This window comes from Thermus composti, from assembly GCF_014647535.1.
GTDB classification, from domain to species: domain Bacteria; phylum Deinococcota; class Deinococci; order Deinococcales; family Thermaceae; genus Thermus; species Thermus composti.
Genome location: NZ_BMPJ01000016.1, coordinates 12,805 through 38,003, shown reverse-complemented (window position 1 = coordinate 38,003; position 25,199 = coordinate 12,805). Strand labels below are relative to the sequence as shown.

Below are 25,199 nucleotides of genomic sequence, written 5' to 3'. Positions count from 1 at the left end.
GATGCGCCCCTGTCCAAAGGAAAGTATAGCCCAAGGTAGACTAGGGCCATGACCCTGGAAGAGGCGAGGAAGCGGGTAAACGAGCTCAGGGACCTGATCCGCTACCACAACTACCGCTACTACGTCCTGGCGGACCCCGAGATCTCCGATGCCGAGTACGACCGGCTCCTTAGGGAGCTTAAGGAGCTTGAGGAGCGCTTCCCCGAGCTTAAAAGCCCGGACTCCCCCACGGAGCAGGTGGGGGCAAGGCCCCTCGAGGCCACCTTCCGCCCCATCCGCCACCCCACCCGCATGTACTCCCTGGACAACGCCTTTAGCTTTGACGAACTCAAGGCCTTTGAGGAGCGGATCGGGCGGGCTTTGGGGCGGGAAGGCCCCTTCGCCTACACCGTGGAGCACAAGGTGGACGGCCTCTCGGTGAACCTCTACTACGAGGACGGGGTCCTGGTCTACGGGGCCACCCGGGGGGACGGGGAGGTGGGGGAGGAGGTGACGCAAAACCTTCTCACCATCCCCACCCTCCCGAGGAGGCTCAAAGGGGTGCCAGAGCGCCTCGAGGTCCGGGGCGAGGTCTACATGCCCATAGAGGCCTTCCTCCGCTTAAACGAGGAGCTAGAGGAAAAGGGGGAGAAGGTCTTCAAAAACCCCAGGAACGCGGCGGCGGGCTCCCTACGGCAGAAGGACCCCAGGATCACCGCTAAAAGGGGCCTAAGGGCCACCTTCTACGCCCTGGGGCTTGGCCTGGAGGAAAGCGGGCTTCAAACCCAGTACGAGCTTCTCCTTTGGCTTAAGGAGAAGGGCTTCCCCGTGGAGCACGGCTTTACCCGGGCCGTGGGGGTGGAAGGGGTGGAAAGGGTCTACCAGGACTGGCTGAAGAAGCGGCGGGCCCTTCCCTTTGAGGCGGACGGGGTGGTGGTGAAGCTGGACGAGCTTGCCCTTTGGCGGGAGCTGGGCTACACCGCCCGCGCCCCCCGTTTCGCCATCGCCTACAAGTTCCCCGCCGAGGAGAAGGAGACGAGGCTTTTGGACGTGGTCTTCCAGGTGGGGCGCACCGGGCGGGTGACGCCGGTGGGGGTCCTCGAGCCCGTCTTCCTAGAGGGAAGCGAGGTTTCCCGGGTCACCCTGCACAACGAAAGCTACATAGAGGAGCTGGACATCCGCATCGGGGACTGGGTTTTGGTCCACAAGGCGGGCGGGGTCATACCCGAGGTCATCCGGGTCCTCAAGGAGCGGCGCACCGGGGAAGAGCGCCCCATCCGCTGGCCCGAGACCTGCCCTGAGTGCGGCCACCGCCTCCTCAAGGAGGGCAAGGTCCACCGCTGCCCCAACCCCCTTTGCCCCGCCAAGCGCTTTGAGGCCATCCGCCACTACGCCTCCCGCAAGGCCATGGACATCCAGGGCCTGGGGGAGAAGCTCATTGAGAAGCTTTTGGAAAAGGGCCTGGTCAAGGACGTGGCCGACCTCTACCGCTTGCGGAAGGAAGACCTCTTGGGCCTGGAGCGCATGGGGGAGAAGAGCGCCCAAAACCTCCTCCGCCAGATAGAGGCGAGCAAGCACCGGGGCTTAGAGCGTCTCCTCTACGCCTTGGGGCTTCCCGGGGTGGGGGAGGTCTTGGCCCGGAACCTGGCGGCCCGTTTCCAAAGCATGGACCGCCTCCTGGAGGCCTCCTTGGAGGAGCTTTTGGAGGTGGAGGAGGTGGGGGAGCTCACCGCCAAGGCCATCCTGGAGACCCTAAAGGACCCCGCCTTCCGCGACCTGGTGCGGAGGCTCAAGGAGGCGGGGGTGGAGATGGAGGCCAAGGAGAAAGGGGGCGAGGCCCTCAAAGGGCTCACCTTCGTGATCACCGGGGAGCTTTCCCGCCCCCGGGAGGAGGTGAAGGCCCTCCTGAGGCGCCTTGGGGCCAAGGTGACGGACTCGGTGAGCCGCAAGACAAGTTACCTGGTGGTGGGGGAAAACCCGGGGAGCAAGCTGGAGAAGGCCCGGTCCCTTGGGGTCCCCACCCTGACGGAAGAGGAGCTTTACCGGCTCATCGCCGAGCGGACGGGCCAGGCCCCGGAAGCCCTTTTCGCTTAGGGGCCGAAGACCTTCTCCAGGGCCTCCCTTAGCCTCGAGCCCGATAGACCCAAGGCCTTTAAGGCCTCTTCGTAGACCTCGGGGGTGAGGAGGCCCTTCAGGGCCCTTAGCTCGGTGCGGGAGAGGGTGGCCCCGTGGAGCACGTGCTCCTCAAAGGCCTGCCAGGCGAGGGGGACCCTCTCCTTGAGGATTTCGGCGATCGCCTTGGCGTACGCCCTTATCTCCCACTGGGCCTCGGGGGCCAGGCGGAGCTTGAGGAAATGGAAGAGGTTGTGGAGGTCCTGCTTCCAGTAGAACTCCGTGTAGAGGTTCAGGGGGAGGACCATCCGGGCCATCTCCCGGGCCACCCCCCTTTCCAGAAGGGCCTGGTAGGCCCGGTAGGCCTCTTCCTCCACCCCCTTGAGGAGGGCTAGGGCCTCCTCGTCGTGAAAGGCCCCTTCGGAGGCCTGCTTGTTCCCCTTGGCCTGCCTGCGGAAAGTCTCGGGCTCGTAGAACTCCTCCTTTAGGACGGAGTAGCGCCCCGAGACCTCGTTGACGCTGGCCGTGCGGTGGCGGAACCACTGCCTCGCCACGAAGAGGGGGGCCTTGACGTGGAACTTGAAGACCACCATCTCAAAGGGGCTGGTGTGGCGGTGGCGCATGAGGTAGTCAATGAGGGCGGCGTCCTCCCGCACCGTCTTCGTCCCCTCTCCGTAGGAGACCCGGGCGGCCTGGACGATGGCCCGGTCGTCCCCCATCTGGTCCACCAGGCGCACGAAGCCCTTATCCAGGACGGGAATGGCGGGGGCGGCTTCCATCCCCCCAAGTTTACCGGTCCGAGCCCCTGGGGTTAGGATGGGGGAAGTCTTTGGCGCTTGAGGCGCCTTTGGGAGTGGAGATGCTAACGCTACCGGAGTTTCCCCTACCCGATGCCCGGGGGCGGTTCGGCCCCTACGGAGGGCGGTACGTGCCCGAGACCTTGATCCCCGCCCTGGAGGAGCTGGAGGCCGCCTACCGGGAGGCCAAGAAGGACCCCGTCTTCTTGGAGGAGCTGGATTACTACCTAAGGAACTTCGCCGGGCGGCCCACCCCCCTCTACCACGCCAAGCGGCTTTCCCAGTACTGGGGCGGGGCCCAGGTCTACCTCAAGCGGGAGGACCTCCTTCACACCGGGGCCCACAAGATCAACAACACCCTGGGCCAGGCCCTTCTCGCCAAGCGCATGGGCAAGCGCCGGGTCATCGCCGAGACGGGGGCGGGGCAGCACGGGGTTTCCGTGGCCACGGTGGCCGCCCTCTTCGGCATGGAGTGCGTGGTCTACATGGGGGAGGAGGACGTGAGGCGTCAGGCCCTGAACGTCTTTCGCATGAAGCTCTTGGGGGCCGAGGTGCGGCCCGTGGCCGTGGGGAGCCGCACCTTAAAGGACGCCACCAACGAGGCCATCCGGGACTGGATCACGAACGTGCGCACCACCTTCTACATCCTGGGCTCGGTGGTGGGCCCCCACCCCTACCCCATGATGGTCCGAGACTTTCAGAGCGTCATCGGGGAGGAGGTGAAGCGGCAAAGCCAGGAGCTTTTCGGCCGCTACCCCGACGCCCTCATCGCCTGCGTGGGCGGGGGGTCCAACGCCATCGGCCTCTTCGCCCCCTTCGCCTACCTGCCCGAGAAGGAGCGGCCCAAGCTCATCGGGGTGGAGGCCGCCGGGGAAGGGCTTTCCACGGGCAGGCACGCCGCTAGCATCGGGGCGGGGAAGCGGGGGGTTTTGCACGGGAGCTACATGTACCTCCTCTACGACCACGACGGCCAGATCACCCCGGCCCACTCCGTCTCCGCCGGGCTGGACTACCCCGGGGTGGGGCCGGAACACAGCTACTACGCCGACATGGGCATCGCCGAGTACGCCAGCGTCACCGACGAGGAGGCCCTGGAAGGGTTTAAGCTCTTGGCGCGGCTTGAGGGCATCCTCCCCGCCCTGGAGTCCGCCCACGCCATCGCCTACGCCGCCAAGGTGGTGCCGGAGATGGACAAGGACCAGGTGGTGGTGATCAACCTCTCGGGCCGGGGGGACAAGGACGTGACCGAGGCCATGCGCCTTCTGGGAGGGGAGCTATGACCACCCTCGAGGCCTTCGCCAAGGCCCGCTCCGAGGGCCGGGCCGCCCTCATCCCCTACCTCACCGCGGGCTTCCCCAGCCGGGAGGGCTTTTTGCAGGCGGTGGAGGAGGTCCTGCCCTTCGCCGACCTTCTGGAGATCGGCCTTCCCTACTCCGACCCCTTGGGGGACGGCCCCGTGATCCAGCGGGCGAGCGAGGTGGCCCTGAGGAAAGGGATGAGCGTGCAGGGCGTTTTGGAGCTCGTCCGCGAGGTGCGTGCCCTCACCCCTAAGCCCCTCTTCCTCATGACCTACCTGAACCCCGTCCTGGCCTGGGGCCCCGAGCGCTTCTTCGGCCTCTTCAGGGAAGCGGGGGCCACGGGGGTGATCCTTCCCGATCTCCCCCCCGATGAGGACCCGAGCCTGGTGCGCCTCGCCCAGGAGATCGGCCTGGAGACGGTCTTCCTCCTCGCCCCCACCTCCACCGACGCCCGCATCGCCACCGTGGTTCGCCACGCCACGGGCTTCGTCTACGCCGTCTCCGTCACCGGGGTCACGGGGATGCGGGAAAGGCTTCCTGAAGAGGTGAAGGACCTGGTGCGCCGCATCAAGGCCAAGACCACCTTGCCCGTGGCCGTGGGGTTTGGGGTCTCCAGCAGGGAGACCGCCGCCCAGGCGGCGGTGGCGGACGGGGTGGTGGTGGGAAGCGCCCTGATCCGGGCCCTGGAAGAGGAGAGGCCCCTTGCGCCCCTTCTCCAGGAGATCCGCCAGGGCCTCCAGCGCCTCGAGGCCAACCCCGGCTTGAGAGAAGGTTAACTTCGTTTTAATAAAAAGCCGCTACCCTGAGCCCTGGAGGGCAAACCCATGCGGCAGTGGCCTTTAGTTTTGGCAGGCGGCCTTCTCCTCGGAGCCTGTGGGCTTATTCCAGGTTTTGGGGGGCCTAAGGTTTCCGGGCAGTTTCAGGGCAACTGGTCCGACGTGGCCCAGGGCCTGCGCCTGGCCCTGGTGGGCCTTACCACAGAGGGGCAGGTGGACTACAGCAACCAGCTGGAGATCAAAGACCCAAGCCTCGCCAAGGGGTACCTGATGGAGCTCCCCCCGGAGGCCACGGAAGGGAGCTACCGGGTGGTGGCCTACCGGGACGAGGACAACAACGGCCGCTATAGCTCCGGGGACACGGTCTTGGGCCACACCTGCAGCAAGTACCTCCTCTACGCCAACGGCTCCGGTGCCAAGTTCTACTGGGTGGGAAGCCTGAAGCAGCTCAAGGTGAAGCACGGCTGGAACGGGTACGATGCCCGGGAAGGGGGCGACCCCTACCAGGCCTCGGTCTACAGCGACTACGACCTTTACCGCTCCGGCCAGTGCCCCTAAGTACCCCAAAGGGGCTCCCCAAGGCCCATTTCGGGCACCCCATGTTGCGAAACCACCGTGGGGCCACTTAGGCCAGGGGGAGCTCCAAGGGCTCGGGCTCCTTCAGGATGGCCTCGGGGTCGGGGTAGCGGAGGATGCGGTAGAGGGGGTCCCGCTCCGCCGGCCTAAACCCGGCGTCCACGATGTGGCGGACGATCTGGCGCACCGTGGCGTGGGTGCGGCCATGCCCCCCGGCCGCCGAGACCACGTTCTCCTCCAGCATGGTGCTCCCGAAGTCGTCGGCCCCGTAGTAGAGGGCGGCCTGGGCCACCTTGAAGCCCAGGGTGGGCCAGGAGGCCTGGAAGTGGGCGAGGTTGTCCAGGGTAAGCCGGGCGATGGCGAGGGTCTTCAGGTACTCGTGGGCCGTGGCCCCCGGGGCCTTGCCCTTTAGGCGGGTGTGCTCCACCTGAAGGGTCCAGAGGGCGAAGGCGGCGAAGCCGTTTCCGTAGCGCTCTAAGGCCCTATCCTGCTGGGCGCGGAGGCCCAGGAGGTGGGCGGCGCGCTCCTTCGGGCCTTCCCCGAAACCGATCACCATGGTGGCCAGGGTGTAAAGCCCGAGGGCCTGGGCGGCGTCCATAATGCGGTACCAGTCCGCCGTCTTGATGCGGGCGGGGGCCGCTTTTTGGCGCACCTCGTCCACCAGGATCTCCGCTCCCGCCCCCGGGAGGCCGTCCAGGCCCGCTTCCTTTAGCTTCTCCAGGATGGCCTCCGCCCTAAGCCCCGTGAGGCGCTCTAGGCCCAAAATCTCCTCGGGGCTGAAGGCGTCTATGCGGAGGTCGGGGAAGCGCCCCTTCAGGTAGCGGAGGAGGTCCAGGTACCAGTCCAGGGGAAGGTCGGGGTTCACGCCCCCTTGCATGAGGATGCGTCTGCCCCCCACCTGGTAAAGCTCCTCCACCTTGTGGGCGATCTCCTCAAAGCTTAGGGTGTAGGCGTCCTTCTGTCTCTTGGTGCGGTAGAAGGCGCAGAAGGCGCAGGCCACGGTGCAGACGTTGGTGTAGTTGATGTTGCGGTCTATGAGGAAGGTGACCACCTCTGGGTCGGTCTTCCTGAGGCGCACCTCGTGGGCGGCGGCGGCAAGCTCGGGAAGGGGAAGGTCAAAGAGGCTTAGGACCTCGGTCTCGGAAAGCCTCTCCCCGGCCACGGCCTTTTCCAGGACGTCCATGCCCCCCATGCTATCAGAGGAAGGCTCCGCCCAGGGTGGCCCCGAGAACCGCCAGGGCCCACGGGGGAAGCCCTAGGCGCAAAAGGCCGTAGAGGCCGAGGGCCAGGGCGAAGGCCTGGTGGCCATCCACCCCGTGGCGGAAGAGGGGGTCGTAGAGGGCGGCCAGGAGGAGCCCCACCACCCCGGCCCCCGCCCCCGCCAGGGCCCGGCGGAAGGGGGGGCTTTGGGTGAGGAGGGCGAAGGGGAGGGCGGCGAAGAGGAGGAGGGCCCCGGGGAGGAAGAGGGCCAAAAGCCCGAGGAAGGCCCCGGCCCAGGCGGGAAGGCCCAAAGGGGCCTTGGCCCCCAGGTAGGCGGCCAGGCTAAAGAGGGGCCCGGGGACGGCCTGGGCGAGGCCGTAGCCCGCAAGGAAGCTTCCCGGGTCCAAGAACCGGGGGACGAGGGCCCTTTCAAGGAGGGGAAGGACCACGTGCCCCCCGCCCAGGATGAGGCTTCCCGCCCGGTAGAGGGCGTAGAGGAAGGCGAAGAGGGGGTGGTGGGGGGCAAGGAGGTGGAGGACGAGGAAAAGCCCCAGGAAAAGCCCCAAGGCGCCAAGCCCCAAGGCCTTAGGGGGGGCTTTGAGCCCCGCCAGGGAGGGTGCGCCCTCGGGCCCAGGGAGGAGGAGGCCAAGAAGGGCCGCCCCCAAAAGGGCGGGGATCTGCCAGGCGGGGTTTAGGGTGACGAGGATGGCCACGCCAAGGGCGATGGCCAGAGGGGCCCCCTTGGGGGCGAGCCGCCCCATCATCTCCCCCACCGCCTGGGCCACCACCACCAGAGCGAGAAGCCTAAGCCCCTGAAGGAGGCCTGGGGGAGGGGGGAGGGCCTCGAGGGCCAAGGCGGCCAGGAAGAGGAGGAGGGCCGAGGGGAAGGTGAAGGCGAGCCAGGCCAACAAGGCCCCCCAAGGCCCGCCCCGCAGATAGCCGATGGCCATCCCCACCTGGGAGCTGGTGGGGCCGGGGAGGGCCTGGGCCAGGGCCACCAGGGCGGCGTAGGCCTCCTCGCTGAGCCACCGCCGCCTTTCCACGAAGGCCTTGCGGAAATAGCCCAGGTGGGCCAAAGGACCGCCAAAAGAGGAAAGCCCCAGGGCCAAGAAGGCCTGGAAGACTTCCCAAGGACCCACGGGGAGGAGTATACATGGGGCATGGAGCTCAAGCTCATCCCCATAGAGAAGCCCGAGAACCTCAACGTCATCCTGGGCCAGGCCCACTTCATCAAGACGGTGGAGGACCTGCACGAGGCTTTGGTCACCGCCGTGCCCGGGATCAAGTTCGGCCTCGCCTTCTCCGAGGCCAGCGGCAAGCGCCTCATCCGCCGCTCGGGGACGGACCCGGAGCTTACCGAGCTTGCGGTGAGGAACCTCCTGAACCTGGCCTCGGGCCACGCCTTCCTCATCGTCTTGGGAGAGGGGTTTTACCCCATCAACGTCCTCCACGCGGTGAAGGCCTGCCCCGAGGTGGTCAGGATCTACGCTGCCACCGCCAACCCCCTCAAGGTGGTGGTGGCCGAGGAGGGGGAGCAGCGGGCCATCCTGGGGGTCATGGACGGCTTCACCCCCTTGGGCGTGGAGGACGAGGCCGAGGTGGCTTGGCGCAAGGACCTCCTCCGGCGCTTTGGGTATAAACTCTAGGCATGTTGGCCGTGGGCGAACCGGCACCCGATTTCGCCCTTCCCGACCAGGAAGGGAAGGTCCACCGCCTCTCGGACTACCGGGGGCGGTGGGTGGTCCTCTACTTCTACCCCAAGGACGACACCCCGGGCTGCACCAAGGAGGCCTGCGGCTTCCGCGACCATATGGGAAGCCTTGTGGCCCTGGGGGCGGTGGTCCTCGGGGTTTCCGCTGACGACGTGGAAAGCCACAGGCGCTTCGCCGAGAAGTACGGCCTGAACTTTCCCCTCCTCGCCGACCCCAACAAGGAGGCCATCGCCGCCTACGGGGCCTGGGGCAAGAAGAACCTCTACGGCAAGGAGGTGGAGGGGGTCTTGCGCCAGACCTTCCTCATTGACCCCGAGGGGCGCATCGCCAAGGTGTGGCGCAAGGTCTCCCCCGAGGGGCACGCCCTCGAGGTGGCCGAGGCCCTAAAGGCGCTTAGGGGGGCCTGATGGAGCGCCCTTTAGAGAGCTACAAGAAGGAAGCGGCCCACGCCGCCATCGCCTACGTGCAGGACGGGATGGTGGTGGGCCTGGGCACGGGCTCCACGGCCCGCTACGCCATCCTGGAGCTCGCCCGGCGCCTTAGGGAGGGGGAGCTTCGGGACGTGAAGGGGGTGCCCACCTCGAGGGCCACCGAGGAGCTGGCCCGCAAGGAGGGGATCCCCCTCATAGACCTTCCCCCGGAGGGGGTGGACCTGGCCATTGACGGGGCCGACGAGATCGCCCCCGGGCTTGCCCTCATCAAGGGGATGGGCGGGGCGCTTCTTCGGGAAAAGATCGTGGAGCGGGTGGCCAAGGAGTTCATCGTCATCGCCGACCACACCAAGAAGGTGCCCGTCTTGGGCCGGGGGCCGGTGCCGGTGGAGATCGTTCCCTTCGGCTACCGGGCCACCCTCAGGGCCATCGCCCACCTCGGGGGGGAGCCCGTGCTCCGCACGGACGGGGACGAGTTCTACTTCACCGACGGGGGGCACCTCATCGCCGACTGCCGCTTCGGCCCCATCGGGGACCCCTTGGGCCTCCACCGGGCCCTTCTGGAGATCCCCGGGGTGGTGGAGACCGGCCTCTTCGTGGGCCTCGCCACCCGGGCCTTGGTGGCGGGGCCCTTGGGCGTGGAGGAGCTTTTGCCGTAAACTTTTCCCTATGAAGGGTATGCCCCGGCGCTAGGGCGGGAAGACCTTCCCGCCCGGGGCGCATGCCCCGCTTTTTTTTGAGAGGAGGGCGCATGGAGAAGGTCTTTTACGTGACGACCCCCATCTACTACGTGAACGCCGAGCCCCACCTGGGCCACGCCTACACCACGGTGGTGGCCGACTTCCTGGCCCGCTGGCACCGCCTGGACGGCTACCGGACCTTTTTCCTCACCGGCACCGACGAGCACGGGGAGACCGTCTACCGGGCGGCCTTGGCGGCGGGGGAGGACCCCCAGGCCTTCGTGGACCGGGTCTCCGGGCGCTTCAAGCGGGCCTGGGAGCTTTTGGGCATCGCCTACGACGACTTCATCCGCACCACGGAGGAAAGGCACAAGCGGGTGGTCCAGGAGGTCCTAAGGCGGGTCTACGAGGCGGGGGACATCTACTACGGGGAGTACGAGGGGCTCTACTGCGTCTCTTGCGAGCGCTTTTACACGGAAAAGGAGCTCACCGAGGGCCTTTGCCCCATCCACGGGCGGCCCGTGGAGAGGCGGAAGGAGGGGAACTACTTCTTCCGCATGGAGAAGTACCGCCCCTGGCTTCTGGATTATCTCCAGGAACATCCCGACCTGATCCGCCCCGAGGGGTACCGGAACGAGGTCCTGGCCATGCTCGCCGAGCCCATCGGGGACCTCTCCATCTCCCGGCCCCGCGCCCGGGTGCCCTGGGGCATCCCCCTCCCCTGGGACGAGGACCACGTGACCTACGTCTGGTTTGACGCCCTTTTAAACTACGTCTCCGCCCTGGGCTACCCCGAGGGGGAGGCCTACCGGGTCTTCTGGCCCCACGCCTGGCACCTCATCGGCAAGGACATCCTCAAGCCCCACGCCGTCTTCTGGCCCACCATGCTGAAGGCGGCGGGGCTTCCCATGTACCGCCACCTGAACGTGGGGGGGTTCTTGCTGGGGCCGGACGGGCGGAAGATGTCCAAGACCCTGGGGAACGTGGTGGACCCCTTCGCCCTTTTGGAAAAGTACGGCCGGGACGCCGTGCGCTACTACCTCCTTAGGGAGATCCCCTACGGCCAGGACACCTCCGTGAGCGAGGAGGCCTTGCGGGTCCGGTACGAGGCCGACCTGGCCGACGACCTGGGGAACCTGGTGCAGAGGACGAGGGCCATGCTCTTCCGCTTCGCCGAGGGCCGCATCCCCGAGCCCGTGGCGGGGGAGGAGCTTGCCGAGGGGACGAAGCTCGCCGCCAGGCTAAGGCCTTTGGTGCGGGAGCTTAAGTCCCACGTGGCCCTCGAGGAGGCCATGGCCTACGTCAAGGCCCTAAACCGCTACATCAACGAGAAGAAGCCCTGGGAGCTTTTCAAAAAGGATCCCCAGGAGGCCCGGGCCGTCCTCTACCGGGTGGTGGAGGGCCTGAGGATCGCCTCCATCCTCCTTACCCCCGCCATGCCCGACAAGATGGTGGAGCTCAGGCGGGCTTTGGGGCTCAAGGAGGAGGTGAGCCTGGAAGAGGCCGAGCGCTGGGGCCTGGCCGAGCCCAAGCCCATTCCCGAGGAGGCCCCCGTTCTCTTCCCCAAGGAAAAGGAGGCCAAGGTGGAGGCCAAGCCCAAGGAGGAAACCTGGATCGGCATTGAGGACTTCGCCAAGGTGGAGCTCCGGGTGGCGGAGGTATTGGCGGCGGAGAAGCACCCGAACGCCGATCGGCTTCTCGTCCTTAGGCTTTCCCTGGGGGACGAGGAGCGCACCGTGGTCTCGGGCATCGCCCAGTGGTACCGCCCGGAGGAGCTGGTGGGCAAGAAGGTGGTCCTGGTGGCCAACCTGAAGCCCACCAAGCTCCGGGGTATAGAAAGCCAGGGCATGATCCTGGCGGCCCAGGAGGGGGACAGGCTGGCCCTGGTCACGGTGGAAGGGGAAATCCCGCCGGGGGCAGCGGTGCGCTAAGAGGCCGCTTAGGGCTCCCACCGCGGCTTTAGCCGCGGTGGGGCAAAAGGCCGGGGCAAGCCCCCGGCCTTGTCTTTTGGGCGATTAGCGGTTGAGTTCTTCCAGGGCCCGCTTGAGGATGGCGTCGTTTTCCAGGTCAAGGGCGGCCTGGCCCCGCTCCTCGGGGAGAGGCCTTTGCTGCTGGGGCTCGGCGTAGGAGAACTTGCCTTCCCCGTCCGCCTTCACCTTCACGGTCTTGCCGTTCAGGCTCACGGTGAGCTCCGCCCCCGGCGGGGCCCCCGCCCCCTGGAAGGAGAAGGGGGTGGGGAAGCGGGTGTCCTTCACCACGATGTCGGGGGTGATGCCTTCCTTGTTGATGGCCCGGCGCTTGGGGGTGAGCCACTCAAAGGTGACCAGGGTGAGCTCGCCGCCGTTGGCCAGGGTGTAGGGGGTCTGGCCCACCCCCTTGCCGAAGGTCTTCTCCCCGATGACCTTGGCCCGGCCGTAGTCCTGCAAGGCCCCGGCCACGATCTCGCTCGCCGAGGCGGAGTTCCCGTTCACCAGGACCACCATGGGCCCATCCCAAAGGGGCCTTCCCGTGGCCTCGCACCAGACCCGGGTGAGGTTCTTGGTGCGGGTGTAGACGATGGGGCCCTCCTTGAGGAAGGCGCTGGCCACGGCGCACCCCTGGTCCAGGAGGCCGCCCCCGTTGTCCCTCAGGTCAAAGATGAGCTTCTTCACCCCTTGGGCCTTGAGCTCCTCAATGGCCTTCTTGAGCTGGTCCTCCACCTTGAAGTTGGCGAAGGTCTCCAGGGCCACGTAGCCCACGTCCCCGATCCGGGCGGAGGAGACGGAGACGATCTCCACCCGCTCCCGCACGAGCTCAAAGACCAGGGGGGCGGGCACCCCCTCCCGGCGCACCTTGAGGGTGACCTTGGTCCCTTCCCGGCCGCGGATCCGGGCCACCACCTCCTGGAGGGGGAGTTTGGTCACGTCCTCCCCGTCCACCTCGAGGACCACGTCCCCGGCCCTGAGGCCCGCCCGCTGGGCGGGAAGCCCCTTCATCACCCCCTCTATCTTGGCCCCGGTGCCGTCGGGGTTGGCGGGGGAGAGGGTGGCCCCGATGCCGAAGAACTCGCCCCTTAGGTCCTCCTGGCGGAGGGTTGCCCGCTGCGGGGGCGAGTAACTGGTGAAGGGGTCCTCGAGGGCCTGGACCATCCCCCCGATGGCCCCTTCCAGGAGCTTGTCCAGCTTCTCCTTGGGCAGGGGTTCCAGGTAGTCCTGCTGGATCCTCTGGTAAACCTCCAAAAGGGCCTGGCCGTTGGGGTTTTGCAGGAAGGTTTCCGCCTGGGGCCTGGGGAGCTGGGCGTAGACCAGGGCCAAGAGCACCCCGAGTCCCACCATGAACCACGCGCGCTTTTTCATCTTCGCCCTCACTAAGCTTCACTATAGCGGCTTTCCGTGAGAAGCAACCGTGGCCCGCCTTGCCGTAGAGTGGGGGCATGATCGCCTTCCACCGGGTGAGCTTGGAGTACCCCCGCACCCGCACCAAGGCCCTTTACAACGTGAGCCTGGAGATCAAGAAGGGGGAGTTCGTCTACGTGGTGGGCCACTCGGGGGCGGGGAAGTCCACCCTCCTTTCCCTCATCCTCAGGCGGCTTGTGCCCACCCAGGGGGCGGTGTACTTCGCCGGGCAGAACCTGAAAAACCTCCGGGGCGATCAAGTGGCCTACCACCGCCGCAAGATCGGCATGGTCTTCCAGGACCACCGCCTCCTTTCCGACATGACCGTGGAGGAAAACCTGGCCTTCGTCCTTCAGGTCCAGGGGGTGCCCCGCAAGGAGTGGCCCGAGCGCATCGCCTTAGCCTTGCGCCGGGTGGGGCTTACCCACAAGAAGCGGGCCTTCCCCGAGGAGCTTTCCGTGGGGGAGGCCCAGCGGGTGGCCATCGCCCGGGCCCTCCTTCTAGACCCCCCGGTGATCCTGGCGGACGAGCCCACGGGGAACCTGGATCCCGCTAACGCCATGGCCGTCCTGGAGATCCTCAAGGGGGCCCACAGCCGGGGGGCCACGGTGGTGGTGGCCACCCACAGCCGGGAGCTTCTAGAGGCCTACCCCGCCCGGACGGTGGTCCTCAAGGCGGGGCAGGTGGTGCGGGACGAGGGTCCCGAGGGGGGTGGTAGCATAAGGGTGAAGGAGCGCCCTTAAGGGCGGAAAGGGGGATCTATGAACGTCTACAAGCTCATCGGCCGCAACCTGGAGATCACCGACGCCATTCGCGACTACGTGGGAAAGAAGCTCGCCCGCCTGGACCGCCTGCAGGAGGGCGAGGCCATGGCCAAGGTGGTCCTCTCCCTTGCGGGAAGCCCTCACGTGGAGAGGCGGGCCAGGGCGGAGATCCAGGTGGAGGTGCCCGGGGGGCTCGTCCGGGTGGAGGAGGAGGACGAGGACCTCTACGCCGCTATTGACCGGGCGGTGGACCGCTTGCAGACCCAGATCAAGCGCTACCGGGAGCGCCGTTTCCAGGGGAGGCGCCACTCCTATCAGGGCCCTCCGCCCCCGGAGGTGCGGGACCTCGAGGCCCTGCGCAAGCCCGAGGAGGAGGAAGGCCCCAGGATCGTCCGGGTCAAGCGCTTTGAGATGAAGCCCATGGACCCCGAGGAGGCCGCCTTCCAGATGGAGGCCTTGGGCCACACCTTCTTCGTCTTCCGCAACGCCAAGACCGACGAGATCAACGTCCTTTACCGGCGCAAGGACGGCAACTACGGCCTCATTGAGCCCGCTTAGTAGTAGGCGGCGGGGTCCACGAACCGGGTCTCCTCCCCCACCCGCACGGCCACCCGGAACTCCAGGGCCTCGGGCGGGATGAGGAGGCCCCCGCCCGTGTAGCCAAGAAGCTGCCCCTGGCGCACCCGCTGCCCCTCTTGGACCAGGGGGGCCTGGAGGTTGGTGTAGACGGTGGCCAGGGTTTCCGTGTGGACCAGCATCACCGTGTAGCCCAGGTTGGGGAGGTAGAGGACCCCCGCCACATACCCGTCGGCGGCGGCCTGGACTGGGCTTCCCGGGGCAGGGCCCTGGATGAGCTGGAAGGGCCCCTCCTGCCCGTAGGGCACGGCCACCCTGCCCCCGGGGACGGGGAAGGCCAGGCGGCCCAGGGTGGCGGGGAGGGGAGGGGGGGTGGGGACCACCAGGGCGGCCTGGCGCCGGGCCGCTTCCTGGCGGCGCCTTTCCTCCTCGCGCCTGCGGGCCTCCTCCCTGAGGGCCTCGAGGCGGCGCCGTTCGGCGAGGATCCGGCTTTGGAGCTCGGCGAGCCTGGCCTGAAGGGCCTGCCTTTCTTGGAGGGCCTCCCGCAGCAGGGCCCGCTTGCCCTCCTCTTCCTGGCGGAGCTCGGCCAGGGTGGCCTCCAAGGACCTTTTCTCCGCCTCCAGCTTCCTTTGGGTCTCGGCCAGGGCGGCTTCCTTGTCCGAGAGGTCCTTGAGGCTTAAGGCGAGCCTTTCCCGCTCCTCCCTTAGGGCCTTTAGCGTGGCCTGGAGGGCCCGCACCAGCTCGGCGTCCCTTTGGGAGATGTACCCCACCCACTGGGCCCGCACCGCCAGGTCGGTGAAGGACTGGGCCCTGAGGAGGGGCAGGTAGCGGGCGGCTCGCTCCCGGTGGAGGCTTTGCAGGAGGGCCTTGAGGCGCTCCCGGAGTTCCTCCAGGTCCTCTTCCAGCTTGGCGATCCGGGCTTCCCGGGCCTGGATCTCCTCCCTTAGGCGGGCGATGGCCTGCCGAAGGGCCGCCCTTTCCCCCTCGAGGCGGGTGATCTCGCCCTCCAGACGGTTTTTCTCCCGGAGGAGGTTGGCCACCCGCTGGGAGAGGCGGCGGAGTTCCTGGTTTAAGGCCTGGAGCCGGGCCTGGGCCTCCTGGTCTAGGCGCCGGGCCTGGGTGAGCTGGGCCTCGAGGTCCCGCACCACCCGTTCCTGGGCGGCCACGCTCTGGGCCAGGGCGGGGCTTAGGCTAAGGAGAAGGCAAAGCCAAAGGAGGCGCATCTATTCCTCCCGGAGGTGGGCCCGGCTGGCCATATACGCTCCCCCAGCCCCAAGGAGGAGGGCCAGGAGGAGGACCAGAAGGCCGGTCCGGGCCAGGTCCTGGGCGTTCAGAACGGGAAGGAAGGGCAAAAGGCTTTGGGCCGCCCGGGCCAGGGTGCGGTAGAGGCCCACCCCCGCCGCCACCGCCAAGACCCCGGCGCTTAGGGTGAGGAGGATCCCTTCCGCCACGAAGGGCCCCTGAATGAAGCGCCGGGTGGCCCCCACCAGGAGCATGATCCCCAGGGCCTCCTTGCGGCTTTCCACCGAGAGGCGGATGGACCCCATCACGCTGAAGAAGGTGTTGAGGAGGAGGAGGCCCACCAGGACCCCCATGGCGAGGCGGCTTCCGGCCAGGACCTGCACGAGCCTTTCCGTGAGCTCCCCCCCGTACTCCACCCCCTCCACCCCCGGAAGGTGCCGGAGGCGCTCGGCCACCTGGCGCACCGCCTCCGGGTCCTTGAGCTTTAAGCGCAGGGTGTCGGGGAGGGGGTTTTCCACCAGGTCCTTGGCCTCGGCCAGGTAGGGGTAGTCCAGGACCAGCTGGGCTAGGGCCTCTTCCTTGGTCTGGAGCCGCACCGAGGCCACCTCGGGCCAGTCCTGGATGGTGGAAAGGACCCTTTCCACGTCCGCCTCCCGGGCCAGAAAGGCGGCCACCTCCAGCTCTTGGCCCAGGGCGTCCACCACCCGTTCCAGGTTCCAAAGGAGAAGCCCCAGGAAGTAGAGGAGGGCGAAGGAGACCAAGGCGGTGAAGAAGGTGGCGAGGCTTGCGGTGGGGTGGCGGAGGATCTGCCTTAAGCCCTCGCGGACGACGTACACGCCCTACATCTTACGCCCTTTCCATGAGGGTGAGGTTTTAACCCTTTAGCCCCAGGCTTTCCCGCAGGTAGGCCAGCACCCGGTCGGCGTCCCGCAAGGGGTTGACCCGGCGCCAGATCCGCTCCACCCGGCCCTCGGGGTTGAGGAGGAAGGTGTCCCGGCTGTAAAACCCGTGGACGGTCTGGGCGTAGCCGCTGAAGGCCACGAGGCCGATCCTTAAGCCCCTCGGGGCCTCCTGGAGGAAGGCGCAGGCCACCTCCGCCACCAGGTCCTGGGCCAGCTCCTGGGGGCGGCTTTGCCAGACGTGGGGGGGCTAGCAAGGCCTGGGGGCGAAAACCCCGCCTAAGGCCCATTTGGGGCGAAGAGGGCCTTCCCCTTGGCGGCGAGGGCTTCCCGCCAGGCCACAAGGGGGTACCTCCCCCCGACGAGGGCCTCGAGGCCCCCTAGCTCCGAAAGAAGCCCCACCGCTTCCCGGAAGTCCTCGCGGGTGTAGGTGTAGCTCCCCTCGAGGCCCACCTCCTTGAACCAGAAGGGGGAGAGGTCCACAAGCGCAAGCCCCGGCGCCCCCAAAAGGAGGACCTTCCCCCCTTCCCGGGCGAGGGCGAGGGCCTGGCGAAAGCCCCTGCCGCTTCCCGAGGCCTCCACCACCGCCTCGTACCCACCCCGAAAGCCCTCAAAGAGAAGGTAGCGGTAGCGCCGGGCCCGCGCCAAAAGGGCTTCTTGGGCGCTCGGGAAGACCTCGTCCGCCCCGAAGGCCTTGGCCCTTTCCGCCTGATGAGGGTACTTGGCCACGGCGAAAAGCCTCCCCCCGTAGCCCAGGGCCCTTAGGAGCCTGACCGCCAGGAGGCCGATGGTGCCCATCCCCAGGACCAGGACCTCCTCGGGCCAGGGCCTGAGTTTCTTCAGGCCCCTCAGGACCACGGCCAGAGGCTCGGCGAAGACCGCCCGGTCCTCGGGGACCCCTTGGGGGATGGGGTAGAGGCGCTCGGGCCGGGCCAGAACCCACTCCCCCCACCCCCCGGGGAGGTCCCGGTTGTAGCCCAGCATCCCCGGGGCCAGGCTCCCTTCCGCCACGTTCTGGCAAAGCCCTTCCTCCCCCCTTTGGCACTGGGGGCAGGGGGGAAGCCCCCGGTCGGCGCAAGCGAGGAGGGGGTTCACCGCCACCAGGCTCCCCTCGTATTCTCCCAGGATCTCGTGGCCCAGCACGGCGGGGAAGGAGAAGAAGGGGGCGATGGAAGGGGGGCTTTTCCCGTAGAGGAGGGCGAGGTCCGAGCCGCAGACCCCGCTTTGCCGCACCCTAACCCGCACGAACCCTTCCCGCTCGGGGAGGGGCACTTCCTTTAGGGCGAGGGGCAAAAGCCCCTTGGGGAAGCGCTTGCCGAGAAGCCTCGCCCCGAAGAAGCGGGGGAGGGAGGGGGTGTAGACCAGGGCCTTCATGCCATGGGCACGGTGCGGATGAGCTTGCCCTCTATCCGCTCCAGGATCTCGTCCAGGCTCCTTCCGGTGATGGTGAGGCCGTGGTTCTTGAGCCCCACCACCGCCCGGGCGGGGTCGGGCGCTTGGCGCACCTTCTCCGCCACCGCCTGGGCGAGCTCGTAGGTGCCGCAAGGGTAGTTGAACTGGGTGGCGGGCACCCCCTCCATCCAGGCGTGGACGTGGAGGATGGCCCCTACCTCGGGGTGCTCCCGGTAGATCATCCAGTGCTCAATGGCGTCCACGCTCACCCTCCGGGGCTCCACGTGGGGGGGGACGGAAAGGATGATGGCGTTTTTCTCGGGGTCGTAGTCCTTCACCATGAGGATGTCCCGGCCGATCTCCCGGAGGTTTGCCTTGTCCACGCCGCTTGCCGACATCCAGAAGCGCTTTTCGTCCTTGCGCACGGAGAGGTTCCCGTAGGAAAGCCCCCCGATGCCATAAAGCCTTTTCACGTGCCTTAGGTCCTCGGGGGGGAGGATCTCCTCAATGGGGAAGGGGGCGGGGAGGAGGTCCCACTCTTTTAGCTTTTTGCCCGCCCGGTACATGCTTTCCGTGAGCTCGTCCCCCTGCCAGAGCTCGGGCTCGAGGTCCGGCTCAAAGACGTTGTTGATGACCAGGCGGCTGCAGGCGATGGGCCTTAGGCGCTCTGCCACCCGCTCGTAGAACCCCTCGCCCTCGGGCTCCCCGTAGTGGCCGAGCTCCAGGGTGAGGAACTTGACCCCCTGGTCCGGCACGTAGGCCAGGAGGACGTTGGAAAGGGCCCGCACCAGGTAGGGGTAAAGCTCCCGCAAGGGGTCTTTGGGGAACTCGGGAAGCTCCAGGACCGAGGCCACGAAGGTGGCCTGGGCCTTCCTGCGGTAGGGCCTGGGGTTTTCCGGGGTGATGGCGTTTAGCACCAGATTGGGGGCTTCGGAGTGGGGGTTATAGCGGAAGCCTTGGGCCTCCAGGGCCTTGCCAACCCCTTCCAAAAAGGGCCTAAGCCCGGGCGTGGGTTCGCCGTGGATGAGGTATTCCCACATGCTTCCCTCCTTGTCCTGGCTCCTAGCCTACCCCATACTGGGGCCATGGCGGAAGCGCTTTGGGGAGGGAAGGCCCTGCCTTCGGGGCTTCGGGTGGGCCACTTCACGGACCGGAAGGCCCGCACCGGGTGCACCGTGGTCCTGGTGGAAGAGGGGGCGGTGGCGGCGGCGGACGTACGGGGGGCGGCCCCGGGCACCCGGGAGACGGACCTCCTCCAGCCGGAAAACACCGTGGAAAGGGTCCAGGCGGTCCTCCTCACCGGGGGAAGCGCCTTCGGCCTTGCGGCCGCGGACGGGGTGGTGCGCTACCTCCGAGAAAGGGGAAAGGGTTTCCCCACCCCGGGAGGTGTGGTGCCCATCGTGCCCGCCGCCGTGCTCTACGACCTGGGCCGGGGGGAGGTCTTTAGCCCCCCGGGGGCCGAGGCCGGGTATGGGGCCTGCCTGGCCGCAAGCGAGGAGGTGGCCGAGGGGAGCGTGGGGGCGGGGACGGGGGCCGTGGCGGGCGGGGTGAAGGGGGGCGTGGGCCTTGCGGGCTACCTTTTGGAAGAGGGCTACAGGGTCATGGCCCTCGCCGCGGTGAATAGCCTCGGCCGCCCCTTTGACCCCCTCACGGGCAGGCTCTACGCCGAGGCTTTCCTCGCCCCGGAGGAAAGGCGTCTTCTCCCGGACCTTTCCCGCTACCGGGGAAGCCCGGAGGACTACCGCTTCCCCTTCCTCCCGGGCCAGAACACCACCCTGGCGGTGGTGGCCACGGACGCCCCCCTCACCAAGGCCCAGGCCAAAAGGCTCGCCATCATGGCCCACGATGGCCTCGCCCGGGCCCTCCGCCCCGCCCACACCCCCTTGGACGGGGATGCGGTCTTCGCCCTGGCCCTGGGGGACGGGCGGGGGGTGGAGCCCATGGGCCTCCTCCGCCTTGGGGCCTACGCCGCCGACGCCCTTGCCCGGGCCATCGCCCGGGGGGTGCTCTTGGCGGAGGGGTTTCCCGGGGTGCCGGCCTATAGGGAGCACGTGGGGGACTAGCGCCCCGGGAAGGGGGCGAGGACCGCCTCCACCTGGAAGACCCTTTCCCCCCGGCGCACGGTGAGGCGCACGCTTTCCCCCACCTGGCGCTTGCGTACCTCCCTTAGGAGGTCCTCAAAGGAGTTCACGGGGGTGCCGTCCACCTCGAGGATCACGTCGGGAACCCCTGGGGATTCCAGCCCCCTAAGCCCCACCCGGTGTGCCGCCCCGCCCGGCACCACCTCCCCCACCAGGACCCCCCCTGGGGGAAGCCCGAGCTCCCGGGCGAGCTCCGGGGTGAGGGCCCTGGGGCCCCTTAGGCCCAGGTAGGGCCAGTAGCGCCTTTCCCCCCTTTCCAGGGCGGCGAGGACGCTCGCCCGCCCAAGAAGGGGCGCGAAGAAGCTCCTAAAGCCCTCCTCCGTCTGGCCGATGGCTACCGCCACCCCCAGGACCTTGCCCTGGGCGTCCAACACCGGCCCCCCCGAGTCCCCCGGGGCGAGGGGCAGGGAGGTCTCCACCAGGTCCTGGGGGAGGAAGGCGGAGGGGCTCACCCCAAGGCGGGTCACCCGCCCGTACCGGGGGGCGAGGAACTGGTTCCGCCCGTTGCCGATGTGGACCAAGGCCTCCCCTGGTTGGGGCGGCCTTGCGGTCTCCAGGGGAAGGGTCTTGGGGGCCTTGGCGGGGGTAGCGAGGAGGGCCAGGTCCAGGGGCTCAGCGAAGCCCAAAAGCTCGGCCCTGGCCCGGGTGCCGTCCGCCAGGGCCAGGGTGTAGGGCCCCCCTTCCGCCACCACGTGGTAGGCGGTGAGGACCAGGCCCTGGGCGTAGAAAAAGCCCGTGCCCCGGCTTCCCTCGGGGCCCTCCACCCGCAGGACGGCGGGGTGGGCCTGGAGGTAGACCCTTTCCAGGGCCTCGGGCGGGGCCTGGATGGGGACCGCCCAGGTCCTAGGGGGCCTTAGGAGGAGGGCGAGGGCCAGGACCAGGGGCAAGAAGATCAGGACCCCCCAGGCCTTGCGCATACCCCTATTCTTCCCCTTCCCCGGCGCCCCGGGGTGGCCCCGCCCACCTTTAAGTACCCCAAAAGGGTGTGCCCATGGCCTGGGGCAGGGGCTCGGCTCAAGGGGTGGCTTAGTGCCAGAGGAGAAGGAAGCCCAGGATCAGGAAGCCGATCCCGGGCCAGGGGTGGGGCCGCTTGATCAGGGCGTGGAGGAGGGCCACGCCGAGGAGGGCGAGGACGGGGTGGGGAAGGATCTTCCCCGCGAAGGCCAGGTAAAGGAGGCCGAGGAGGGCGTTGAGGTCGTAGAGGCCGAGGAGGACCCGGGCGAAGCGGGGCACCTCCCGCTTCCCGAGGAGGTAGGCGCCCGCCAGGAAGGCGAGGGCCACGAGGGCGAACCCCAGGGCCCGGTGCAGGGCGGGCACCCCGAGGAGGGCCGTGGGGAGACCCTGGAGGGTGTAGCCCAAGGCGGCCAGGAGGACCAGGAGAAGGCCAAAGCCCATCTGGGTCCAGCCGATGACCCGGGCCGGCACCGGAGGCCGGGAAAGGGTGAGGCTTCCGTAAAGGGCGAGGAGAAGAAGGGCGAGGAAGACGGGGTAGGGGAGGAGGCGGCTTTGGACGAGAAGGAAGGCCAAAAGGGCGCTTCCCCAGAGGGCAAAAAGGGCGGGGTGGCGCTTGGGCTTAAGGCCCCGTGCCCTAAGGACCTGGGTGCGGGCGTAGTAGAGGGCGGCCACGTCCCTTAGGGCCAGGGTCAGGAAGCTCCCCAGGGCCACCTCCGGGGGAAGCCCCCCGGCCAGCACCCCCGCCGGGGCCAAGGAGGCCATGAAGAGGGCGGCCCCCATCTCGGGGAAAAGCTCCCGGGCCCGGTTTTGGGCATCGGCCCAGGCCATGTAGGCTCCCAAGGGCAGGGCGAGGAGCAAGGGGAGGAGGAAAGGCCCCCGGGCGGTGAGGGCGGCGAGGAGGAGCCCGAAGAGGGCCAGGGCCAGGTAGACCCCCGCCACCTTCAGGGCCAGGTCCGTCCTGGGGTAGCGCTTGCCCCGCTTGAGGTCCTGGTAGGCGAGCTTTAAGGGGTGGCGGGCCAGGAAGCCGAAAAGCCCCAGAAGGAAGAGGCCCAGGGTGTGGACCCCGGGGGAGAGGAGAAGGCCGAGAAGCACGGGTTCCAGGGTGAACCCAAAGCCCCCGTGCTCCGTGGGCAGGGCCACCGCCTTTAGGGGAACGCTTGCCGCGCGCATACCTGTCCTTAAGGGTAGGGGAGAGGCCTAGGGGCAAAGGTCCCTTAGGCCCAGAGCACCTCCAGCATGAGGAGGGCGAAGAGGAAGCCCGCCAGGGCGGAAACCCCGGCGAAGAGGCCGAAGATGGGCTTGTCCCAACCCAGACCCCAGGCCAGGGCCATGCCCAAAAGCCCCAGGTTGGCGAGGATCACCTGGAAGAGGGCAAGCCCGGGCCTCCGGAAAACCACGCCCCGGAAGCGGGGCAGGGCGTGGTAGGCCACCCCGTAGATCATGAGGCCCACGAAGCCCAGAAGCTCCATGTGGGCGTGGGCAGGGCGCCAGGTGTAGGGGAGGAGGCCTAGGCCCATGGCTAAGCCCAAAAGGTTGGCCGCCACGAACCAAAGAAGCCCGGTGGTGAGGGCGAGGCGGCTTGCGGGAATCATGGCCTGGGAGTGACGATGCCGAGGACCAAAAACCGCCCTTCCCCGGCCTTGGCCCCGTGAGGCTCCCCGGGCTCGCAGGCGAGAAGGGTGCCAGGGGTGGCGGCCACCTCCTTGTTCCCTGCCCAAAGGAGGCCTTCCCCCTCGAGGCAAAGGAGGTGCACCCTCGGCTCCCCTTTACCCCGCACCTCCTGGCCTTCCTGGAGGCTGAAGAGGACGAGGCGCACCTCGGGGTGGTCGGCCAGGATCTCTAGGCCCCGCACCTCCCCGTAGCGGGCCCTTTCTAGAAGGTTCACCGGGGTGCCTCCCTCGCTAAAAAGGCCTGGAGAGCCTTTAGGACCTCCTCCGGGTCCCGCCCCGCCTGCCGGGCCGCCGCCTCCAAGGGCTCGGCCCCGCCGCAGCAGGTGTCCAGGCCAAGCCCGGTGAGGCATTCCACCGCTTCCGGGTAGCGCCTTAGGACCTCGTTGACCGTGGTCTTTAAGGAGATGCCTTCCATACCCCCATTAGCCTCGGCCTTCAGGGGGTGGGGCGCCATGACCTGGGTCAAGGGGCCTTGGGGCTTTCCGGGAGCAGGTCCTTGAGGGTGAGGCCCGCCAGGGTCTTGCGGATCTCCAGGTTCATCTGCACCAGGCCGGGCTTAAGGTAGCAAAACCCCCGCCTTTCCTCCGTGGGGCAGCGCTTGAGGGTGGCGCAGAGGTCCAGGGCCACGGGGCCGGAGAGGGCTTCCATGACCTTGAGGAGGGTGGTCTCCTCCGGAGGAAGCTTCAGCCACACCCCCCCGTTCCGCCCCACGCGGCTTTCCACGAGGCCCGCCTTGGCCAGCTTCTGGAGCACCTTGGCCATGAAGGCGGGCGGGGCTTTGAGCTTCTCGGCGATCTCCTGGGCGGAAAGCCCGGGTTCTTCCGCCAAAAGGAGAAGGGCGTGGAGGGCGTAGGACTCTTCTCGCCTGAGGAGGCTTCGCACCGGCATGCCTTTATGGTAAACCTCCGGGGGCTATGCCCCGGGGACCTGGAGGAGGGCCTTACCGGATACCGATGGGCCAGGCCTGGGAAAGGAACCAGTGGTTGTAGAGGTAATAAAAGAAGAAGAAGGCCAGAAAGAGGAGGGCGAGGAGGTACACCCCCTTGGGGGAGATTTCTTTCTCCTCGGGCTTCACGCCGTAGGCTTGACGGATCTCCTCTTCCTCCAGGCGCTTCCCCCCAAGCAGCGTGCCTACGGTGAGGAGGACAAAAAGGAGGCCGCCCACCAAGGAGAGGGTTCCTCCGATACCCATGACGGCGAGGAGGGAGGACACTTCCTCTGGGTAAGAGAAGCTGAAGGGGCTACCGCCGAACTGGAAGGTGTCCCCGAAGCGCCGAGGGAGACCGTAGACCACGCCAAGCCGCATCATGGCTAGGGAGAGCATGGCCATGCCGATCCCGAAGAGCCAGGGTTGCCAGGCGGCGAGGCGGGGCCAGATCACCTTCCTGCGGAAGAGGAGGGGTAGCAGGTAGTAGGTAAGCCCCATGAAGGCCAGGCTGGTCCCTACCACCACCGTGCCCTTGAAGTGGCCCACCACCGCCAGGGTGTTGTGCCACTTGAGGTTCATGTCGTAGGAACCCATGGTTACGCCGCTAATCCCGCCCAGGAGGCCAAAGAGGACCACCGAAAGGACCAGGGAGGAGAACCCGGGGTTGCCCCAAGGGGCCCGAAGGAGCCAGCCGAAAAGTCCCTGGGTGTAGCCTTTGGCGCGGAGACCCCGTTCTATAGCCGCAGGCACGGAGAAGGCGTGGATGAGGCTCCCCAGCACTGCCACGTGGATCAGGTACCCGGTGTTGACCCAGGTCCAGGCGCTGGAGAGGGCTCCCGTGGGCTCGGTGAGGAGGTGGTGGGCCGAGCCCAGGTTAATGCCCAGGAGATAGAGGAAGAAGGCGATGCGGGAAAGGCGCTCGCTGGGGGTCGTTCCCCCCACGGTGAAGAGGGCGAGGAGGTACCAGGCGGTGACCATGGCCGCCAGGTTCACCTGCTGGGCCCCGTGGCCGAAGCCCCAGTAGGTGTGCCGCCACCACAAGGGGTCCAAGTGGGGAAGGAGGCCCAGGGACCAGAGGAAGGCGGGGATGAAGGCGATGGCCCCGGAAAGCAGGGTGGTGGTGGCCAGGATGGCGGCGGTGAGGGCGCCGAAGGCGGCGAGGGGCAGGGAGCGGCCGTAGGTCCTTTCCTTCCAGGCCCGGTAGAGGGTGGCGAAGAAGACGAAGACCGCTAGGATCGCCCCTACTGCGAAGAGAATGATCGCCAGGTAGAAAAGGGGCGGGGCTTTCAGGGGCACGTAGGGGGTGAAGGGCAGGAAGGAAAGGGGGTTGGTCATGCCCAGGTAGTTGACGAGGGCGGCCCCTAGGAGCATGAGCCAGAATCCCCCCCAGGCCAGGCCGGGGAAGGCGAGGGGCGTCTTAAGGATGGCGGAGGCGGCGAAGTAGAGGAGGGCCACCTCAAAGAAGAGGATCCAGAAGATGAGCATGTTCCAGCCGTGGAGGAAGGTGGCCTGGTAGTAGAGGGTAGGGGAGACCACCTCGGGCCCCAGGACCCGGTTGAGCGTGGTGGGGATGACCCAAAGGAACCCCAGAAGGAGAAAGACCACCGCCGCCACGGCGTTCCACCGGACCAGGGTTTCCGCGGCGCTAAAGAGCTTGAGGCCGGTTGCTGGGCAGGTGCGTTCCAAGGGAAGGGCCAT

The 25,199-nt window shown here is 67.8% G+C and carries 27 protein-coding genes; 11 read left to right on the top strand and 16 right to left on the bottom strand.

Translation table 11 applies throughout. The features are described 5' to 3' along the window. Positions 1 to 48 precede the first annotated feature (48 nt). Positions 49 to 2,073, top strand: coding sequence for an NAD-dependent DNA ligase LigA (gene ligA / locus IEX93_RS07605; RefSeq protein ID WP_188847612.1), 2,025 nt, complete (start codon positions 49 to 51; stop codon positions 2,071 to 2,073). Here the strand turns inward: ligA and thyX are convergent. Next, the gene (thyX, locus tag IEX93_RS07600) at positions 2,070 to 2,870 is read right to left on the bottom strand and encodes an FAD-dependent thymidylate synthase (RefSeq protein ID WP_188847611.1); all 801 of its coding nucleotides are present in this window, start codon (positions 2,868 to 2,870) and stop codon (positions 2,070 to 2,072) included. The two genes, ligA and thyX, sit on opposite strands and share 4 nt — an antisense overlap. A gap of 80 nt (positions 2,871 to 2,950) precedes the next feature. Between thyX and trpB the strand changes: the two genes are divergently transcribed. Genes trpB through IEX93_RS07585 form a run of 3 tightly spaced genes read left to right on the top strand, consistent with a single transcriptional unit; the run spans position 2,951 to position 5,520 of the window. Next, entirely contained in the window at positions 2,951 to 4,168 is a 1,218-nt protein-coding gene (gene trpB / locus IEX93_RS07595) for a tryptophan synthase subunit beta (RefSeq protein WP_188847610.1), read from the top strand. Further along, complete coding sequence (gene trpA / locus IEX93_RS07590) at positions 4,165 to 4,962, top strand: tryptophan synthase subunit alpha (RefSeq protein WP_188847609.1); 798 nt, start codon at positions 4,165 to 4,167, stop codon at positions 4,960 to 4,962. Before trpB ends, trpA begins: the two co-directional genes overlap by 4 nt. 48 nt (positions 4,963 to 5,010) lie before the next feature. Further along, positions 5,011 to 5,520: a hypothetical protein gene (locus IEX93_RS07585; protein WP_188847608.1), complete on the top strand. Its 510-nt coding sequence runs from the start codon at positions 5,011 to 5,013 to the stop codon at positions 5,518 to 5,520. 67 nt (positions 5,521 to 5,587) lie between these two features. Here IEX93_RS07585 and mqnC read toward each other — a convergent pair whose 3' ends face one another. Both mqnC and chrA read right to left on the bottom strand, forming a co-directional pair. Then, the gene (mqnC, locus tag IEX93_RS07580) at positions 5,588 to 6,730 is read right to left on the bottom strand and encodes a cyclic dehypoxanthinyl futalosine synthase (RefSeq protein WP_188847607.1); all 1,143 of its coding nucleotides are present in this window, start codon (positions 6,728 to 6,730) and stop codon (positions 5,588 to 5,590) included. A gap of 4 nt (positions 6,731 to 6,734) precedes the next feature. After that, a complete protein-coding gene (gene chrA, locus IEX93_RS07575; RefSeq protein ID WP_229906126.1) occupies positions 6,735 to 7,877 on the bottom strand; it encodes a chromate efflux transporter in 1,143 nt (380 codons plus the stop codon). 21 nt (positions 7,878 to 7,898) lie between these two features. Here chrA and IEX93_RS07570 point away from each other — a divergent pair, with 21 nt between their 5' ends. From IEX93_RS07570 to metG, 4 genes are all read left to right on the top strand, one after another. After that, the gene (locus IEX93_RS07570) at positions 7,899 to 8,384 is read left to right on the top strand and encodes an adenosine diphosphatase (RefSeq protein WP_188847606.1); all 486 of its coding nucleotides are present in this window, start codon (positions 7,899 to 7,901) and stop codon (positions 8,382 to 8,384) included. A 2-nt stretch (positions 8,385 to 8,386) separates the two neighbouring features. Continuing rightward, positions 8,387 to 8,857: a thioredoxin-dependent thiol peroxidase gene (bcp, locus tag IEX93_RS07565; RefSeq protein ID WP_188847605.1), complete on the top strand. Its 471-nt coding sequence runs from the start codon at positions 8,387 to 8,389 to the stop codon at positions 8,855 to 8,857. Then, positions 8,857 to 9,540 (top strand): ribose-5-phosphate isomerase RpiA, encoded by a 684-nt coding sequence (rpiA, locus tag IEX93_RS07560; protein WP_188847604.1) that lies wholly within the window; start codon positions 8,857 to 8,859, stop codon positions 9,538 to 9,540. Before bcp ends, rpiA begins: the two co-directional genes overlap by 1 nt. 92 nt (positions 9,541 to 9,632) lie before the next feature. Further along, positions 9,633 to 11,492 (top strand): methionine--tRNA ligase, encoded by a 1,860-nt coding sequence (metG, locus tag IEX93_RS07555; protein ID WP_188847603.1) that lies wholly within the window; start codon positions 9,633 to 9,635, stop codon positions 11,490 to 11,492. Between the two features lie 84 nt (positions 11,493 to 11,576). Here metG and IEX93_RS07550 read toward each other — a convergent pair whose 3' ends face one another. After that, entirely contained in the window at positions 11,577 to 12,896 is a 1,320-nt protein-coding gene (locus tag IEX93_RS07550) for a S41 family peptidase (protein WP_188847602.1), read from the bottom strand. A gap of 77 nt (positions 12,897 to 12,973) precedes the next feature. Here IEX93_RS07550 and ftsE point away from each other — a divergent pair, with 77 nt between their 5' ends. Then, entirely contained in the window at positions 12,974 to 13,678 is a 705-nt protein-coding gene (ftsE, locus tag IEX93_RS07545; RefSeq protein WP_188847601.1) for a cell division ATP-binding protein FtsE, read from the top strand. Positions 13,679 to 13,696: 18 nt separating this feature from the next. Beyond that, the gene (gene hpf, locus IEX93_RS07540; RefSeq protein WP_188847600.1) at positions 13,697 to 14,257 is read left to right on the top strand and encodes a ribosome hibernation-promoting factor, HPF/YfiA family; all 561 of its coding nucleotides are present in this window, start codon (positions 13,697 to 13,699) and stop codon (positions 14,255 to 14,257) included. Here the strand turns inward: hpf and IEX93_RS07535 are convergent. From IEX93_RS07535 to IEX93_RS07515, 5 genes are all read right to left on the bottom strand, one after another. Continuing rightward, positions 14,254 to 15,498, bottom strand: a complete 1,245-nt coding sequence (locus IEX93_RS07535; protein WP_188847599.1) for a murein hydrolase activator EnvC family protein — start codon at positions 15,496 to 15,498, stop codon at positions 14,254 to 14,256. The genes hpf and IEX93_RS07535 overlap by 4 nt on opposite strands. Further along, on the bottom strand, positions 15,499 to 16,353 hold the full coding sequence (locus tag IEX93_RS07530) for a cell division protein FtsX (protein ID WP_188847598.1): 855 nt from the start codon (positions 16,351 to 16,353) through the stop codon (positions 15,499 to 15,501). A gap of 37 nt (positions 16,354 to 16,390) precedes the next feature. Continuing rightward, positions 16,391 to 16,618: a thioredoxin domain-containing protein gene (locus IEX93_RS11535; RefSeq protein ID WP_229906125.1), complete on the bottom strand. Its 228-nt coding sequence runs from the start codon at positions 16,616 to 16,618 to the stop codon at positions 16,391 to 16,393. A 77-nt stretch (positions 16,619 to 16,695) separates the two neighbouring features. Next, positions 16,696 to 17,790 (bottom strand): zinc-dependent alcohol dehydrogenase, encoded by a 1,095-nt coding sequence (locus IEX93_RS07520; protein ID WP_188847597.1) that lies wholly within the window; start codon positions 17,788 to 17,790, stop codon positions 16,696 to 16,698. Then, complete coding sequence (locus IEX93_RS07515; protein ID WP_188847596.1) at positions 17,787 to 18,848, bottom strand: class II aldolase/adducin family protein; 1,062 nt, start codon at positions 18,846 to 18,848, stop codon at positions 17,787 to 17,789. Before IEX93_RS07515 ends, IEX93_RS07520 begins: the two co-directional genes overlap by 4 nt. A 45-nt stretch (positions 18,849 to 18,893) precedes the next feature. Here IEX93_RS07515 and IEX93_RS07510 point away from each other — a divergent pair, with 45 nt between their 5' ends. Continuing rightward, complete coding sequence (locus IEX93_RS07510; protein ID WP_188847595.1) at positions 18,894 to 19,871, top strand: P1 family peptidase; 978 nt, start codon at positions 18,894 to 18,896, stop codon at positions 19,869 to 19,871. Here the strand turns inward: IEX93_RS07510 and IEX93_RS07505 are convergent. The 7 genes from IEX93_RS07505 to IEX93_RS07475 all read right to left on the bottom strand — a co-directional run bounded on the left by IEX93_RS07505 (position 19,868) and on the right by IEX93_RS07475 (position 25,199). Next, positions 19,868 to 20,866: a S1C family serine protease gene (locus IEX93_RS07505; RefSeq protein WP_188847594.1), complete on the bottom strand. Its 999-nt coding sequence runs from the start codon at positions 20,864 to 20,866 to the stop codon at positions 19,868 to 19,870. The genes IEX93_RS07510 and IEX93_RS07505 overlap by 4 nt on opposite strands. A 109-nt stretch (positions 20,867 to 20,975) precedes the next feature. Continuing rightward, positions 20,976 to 22,073 carry a YwiC-like family protein gene (locus IEX93_RS07500; protein WP_188847593.1) on the bottom strand — a complete coding sequence of 366 codons (1,098 nt, stop codon included), beginning with the start codon at positions 22,071 to 22,073 and terminating at the stop codon, positions 20,976 to 20,978. 44 nt (positions 22,074 to 22,117) lie between these two features. After that, entirely contained in the window at positions 22,118 to 22,495 is a 378-nt protein-coding gene (locus tag IEX93_RS07495; protein WP_188847592.1) for a hypothetical protein, read from the bottom strand. Then, positions 22,492 to 22,788: an AraC family ligand binding domain-containing protein gene (locus IEX93_RS07490; RefSeq protein ID WP_188847591.1), complete on the bottom strand. Its 297-nt coding sequence runs from the start codon at positions 22,786 to 22,788 to the stop codon at positions 22,492 to 22,494. The genes IEX93_RS07495 and IEX93_RS07490 overlap by 4 nt, the downstream gene beginning before the upstream one ends. After that, positions 22,785 to 22,988, bottom strand: coding sequence for a DUF542 domain-containing protein (locus IEX93_RS07485; protein WP_188847590.1), 204 nt, complete (start codon positions 22,986 to 22,988; stop codon positions 22,785 to 22,787). The genes IEX93_RS07490 and IEX93_RS07485 overlap by 4 nt, the downstream gene beginning before the upstream one ends. 47 nt (positions 22,989 to 23,035) lie before the next feature. Then, complete coding sequence (locus tag IEX93_RS07480) at positions 23,036 to 23,461, bottom strand: RrF2 family transcriptional regulator (protein WP_188847589.1); 426 nt, start codon at positions 23,459 to 23,461, stop codon at positions 23,036 to 23,038. 52 nt (positions 23,462 to 23,513) lie between these two features. Beyond that, positions 23,514 to 25,199 carry a cbb3-type cytochrome c oxidase subunit I gene (locus IEX93_RS07475; protein WP_188847588.1) on the bottom strand — a complete coding sequence of 562 codons (1,686 nt, stop codon included), beginning with the start codon at positions 25,197 to 25,199 and terminating at the stop codon, positions 23,514 to 23,516.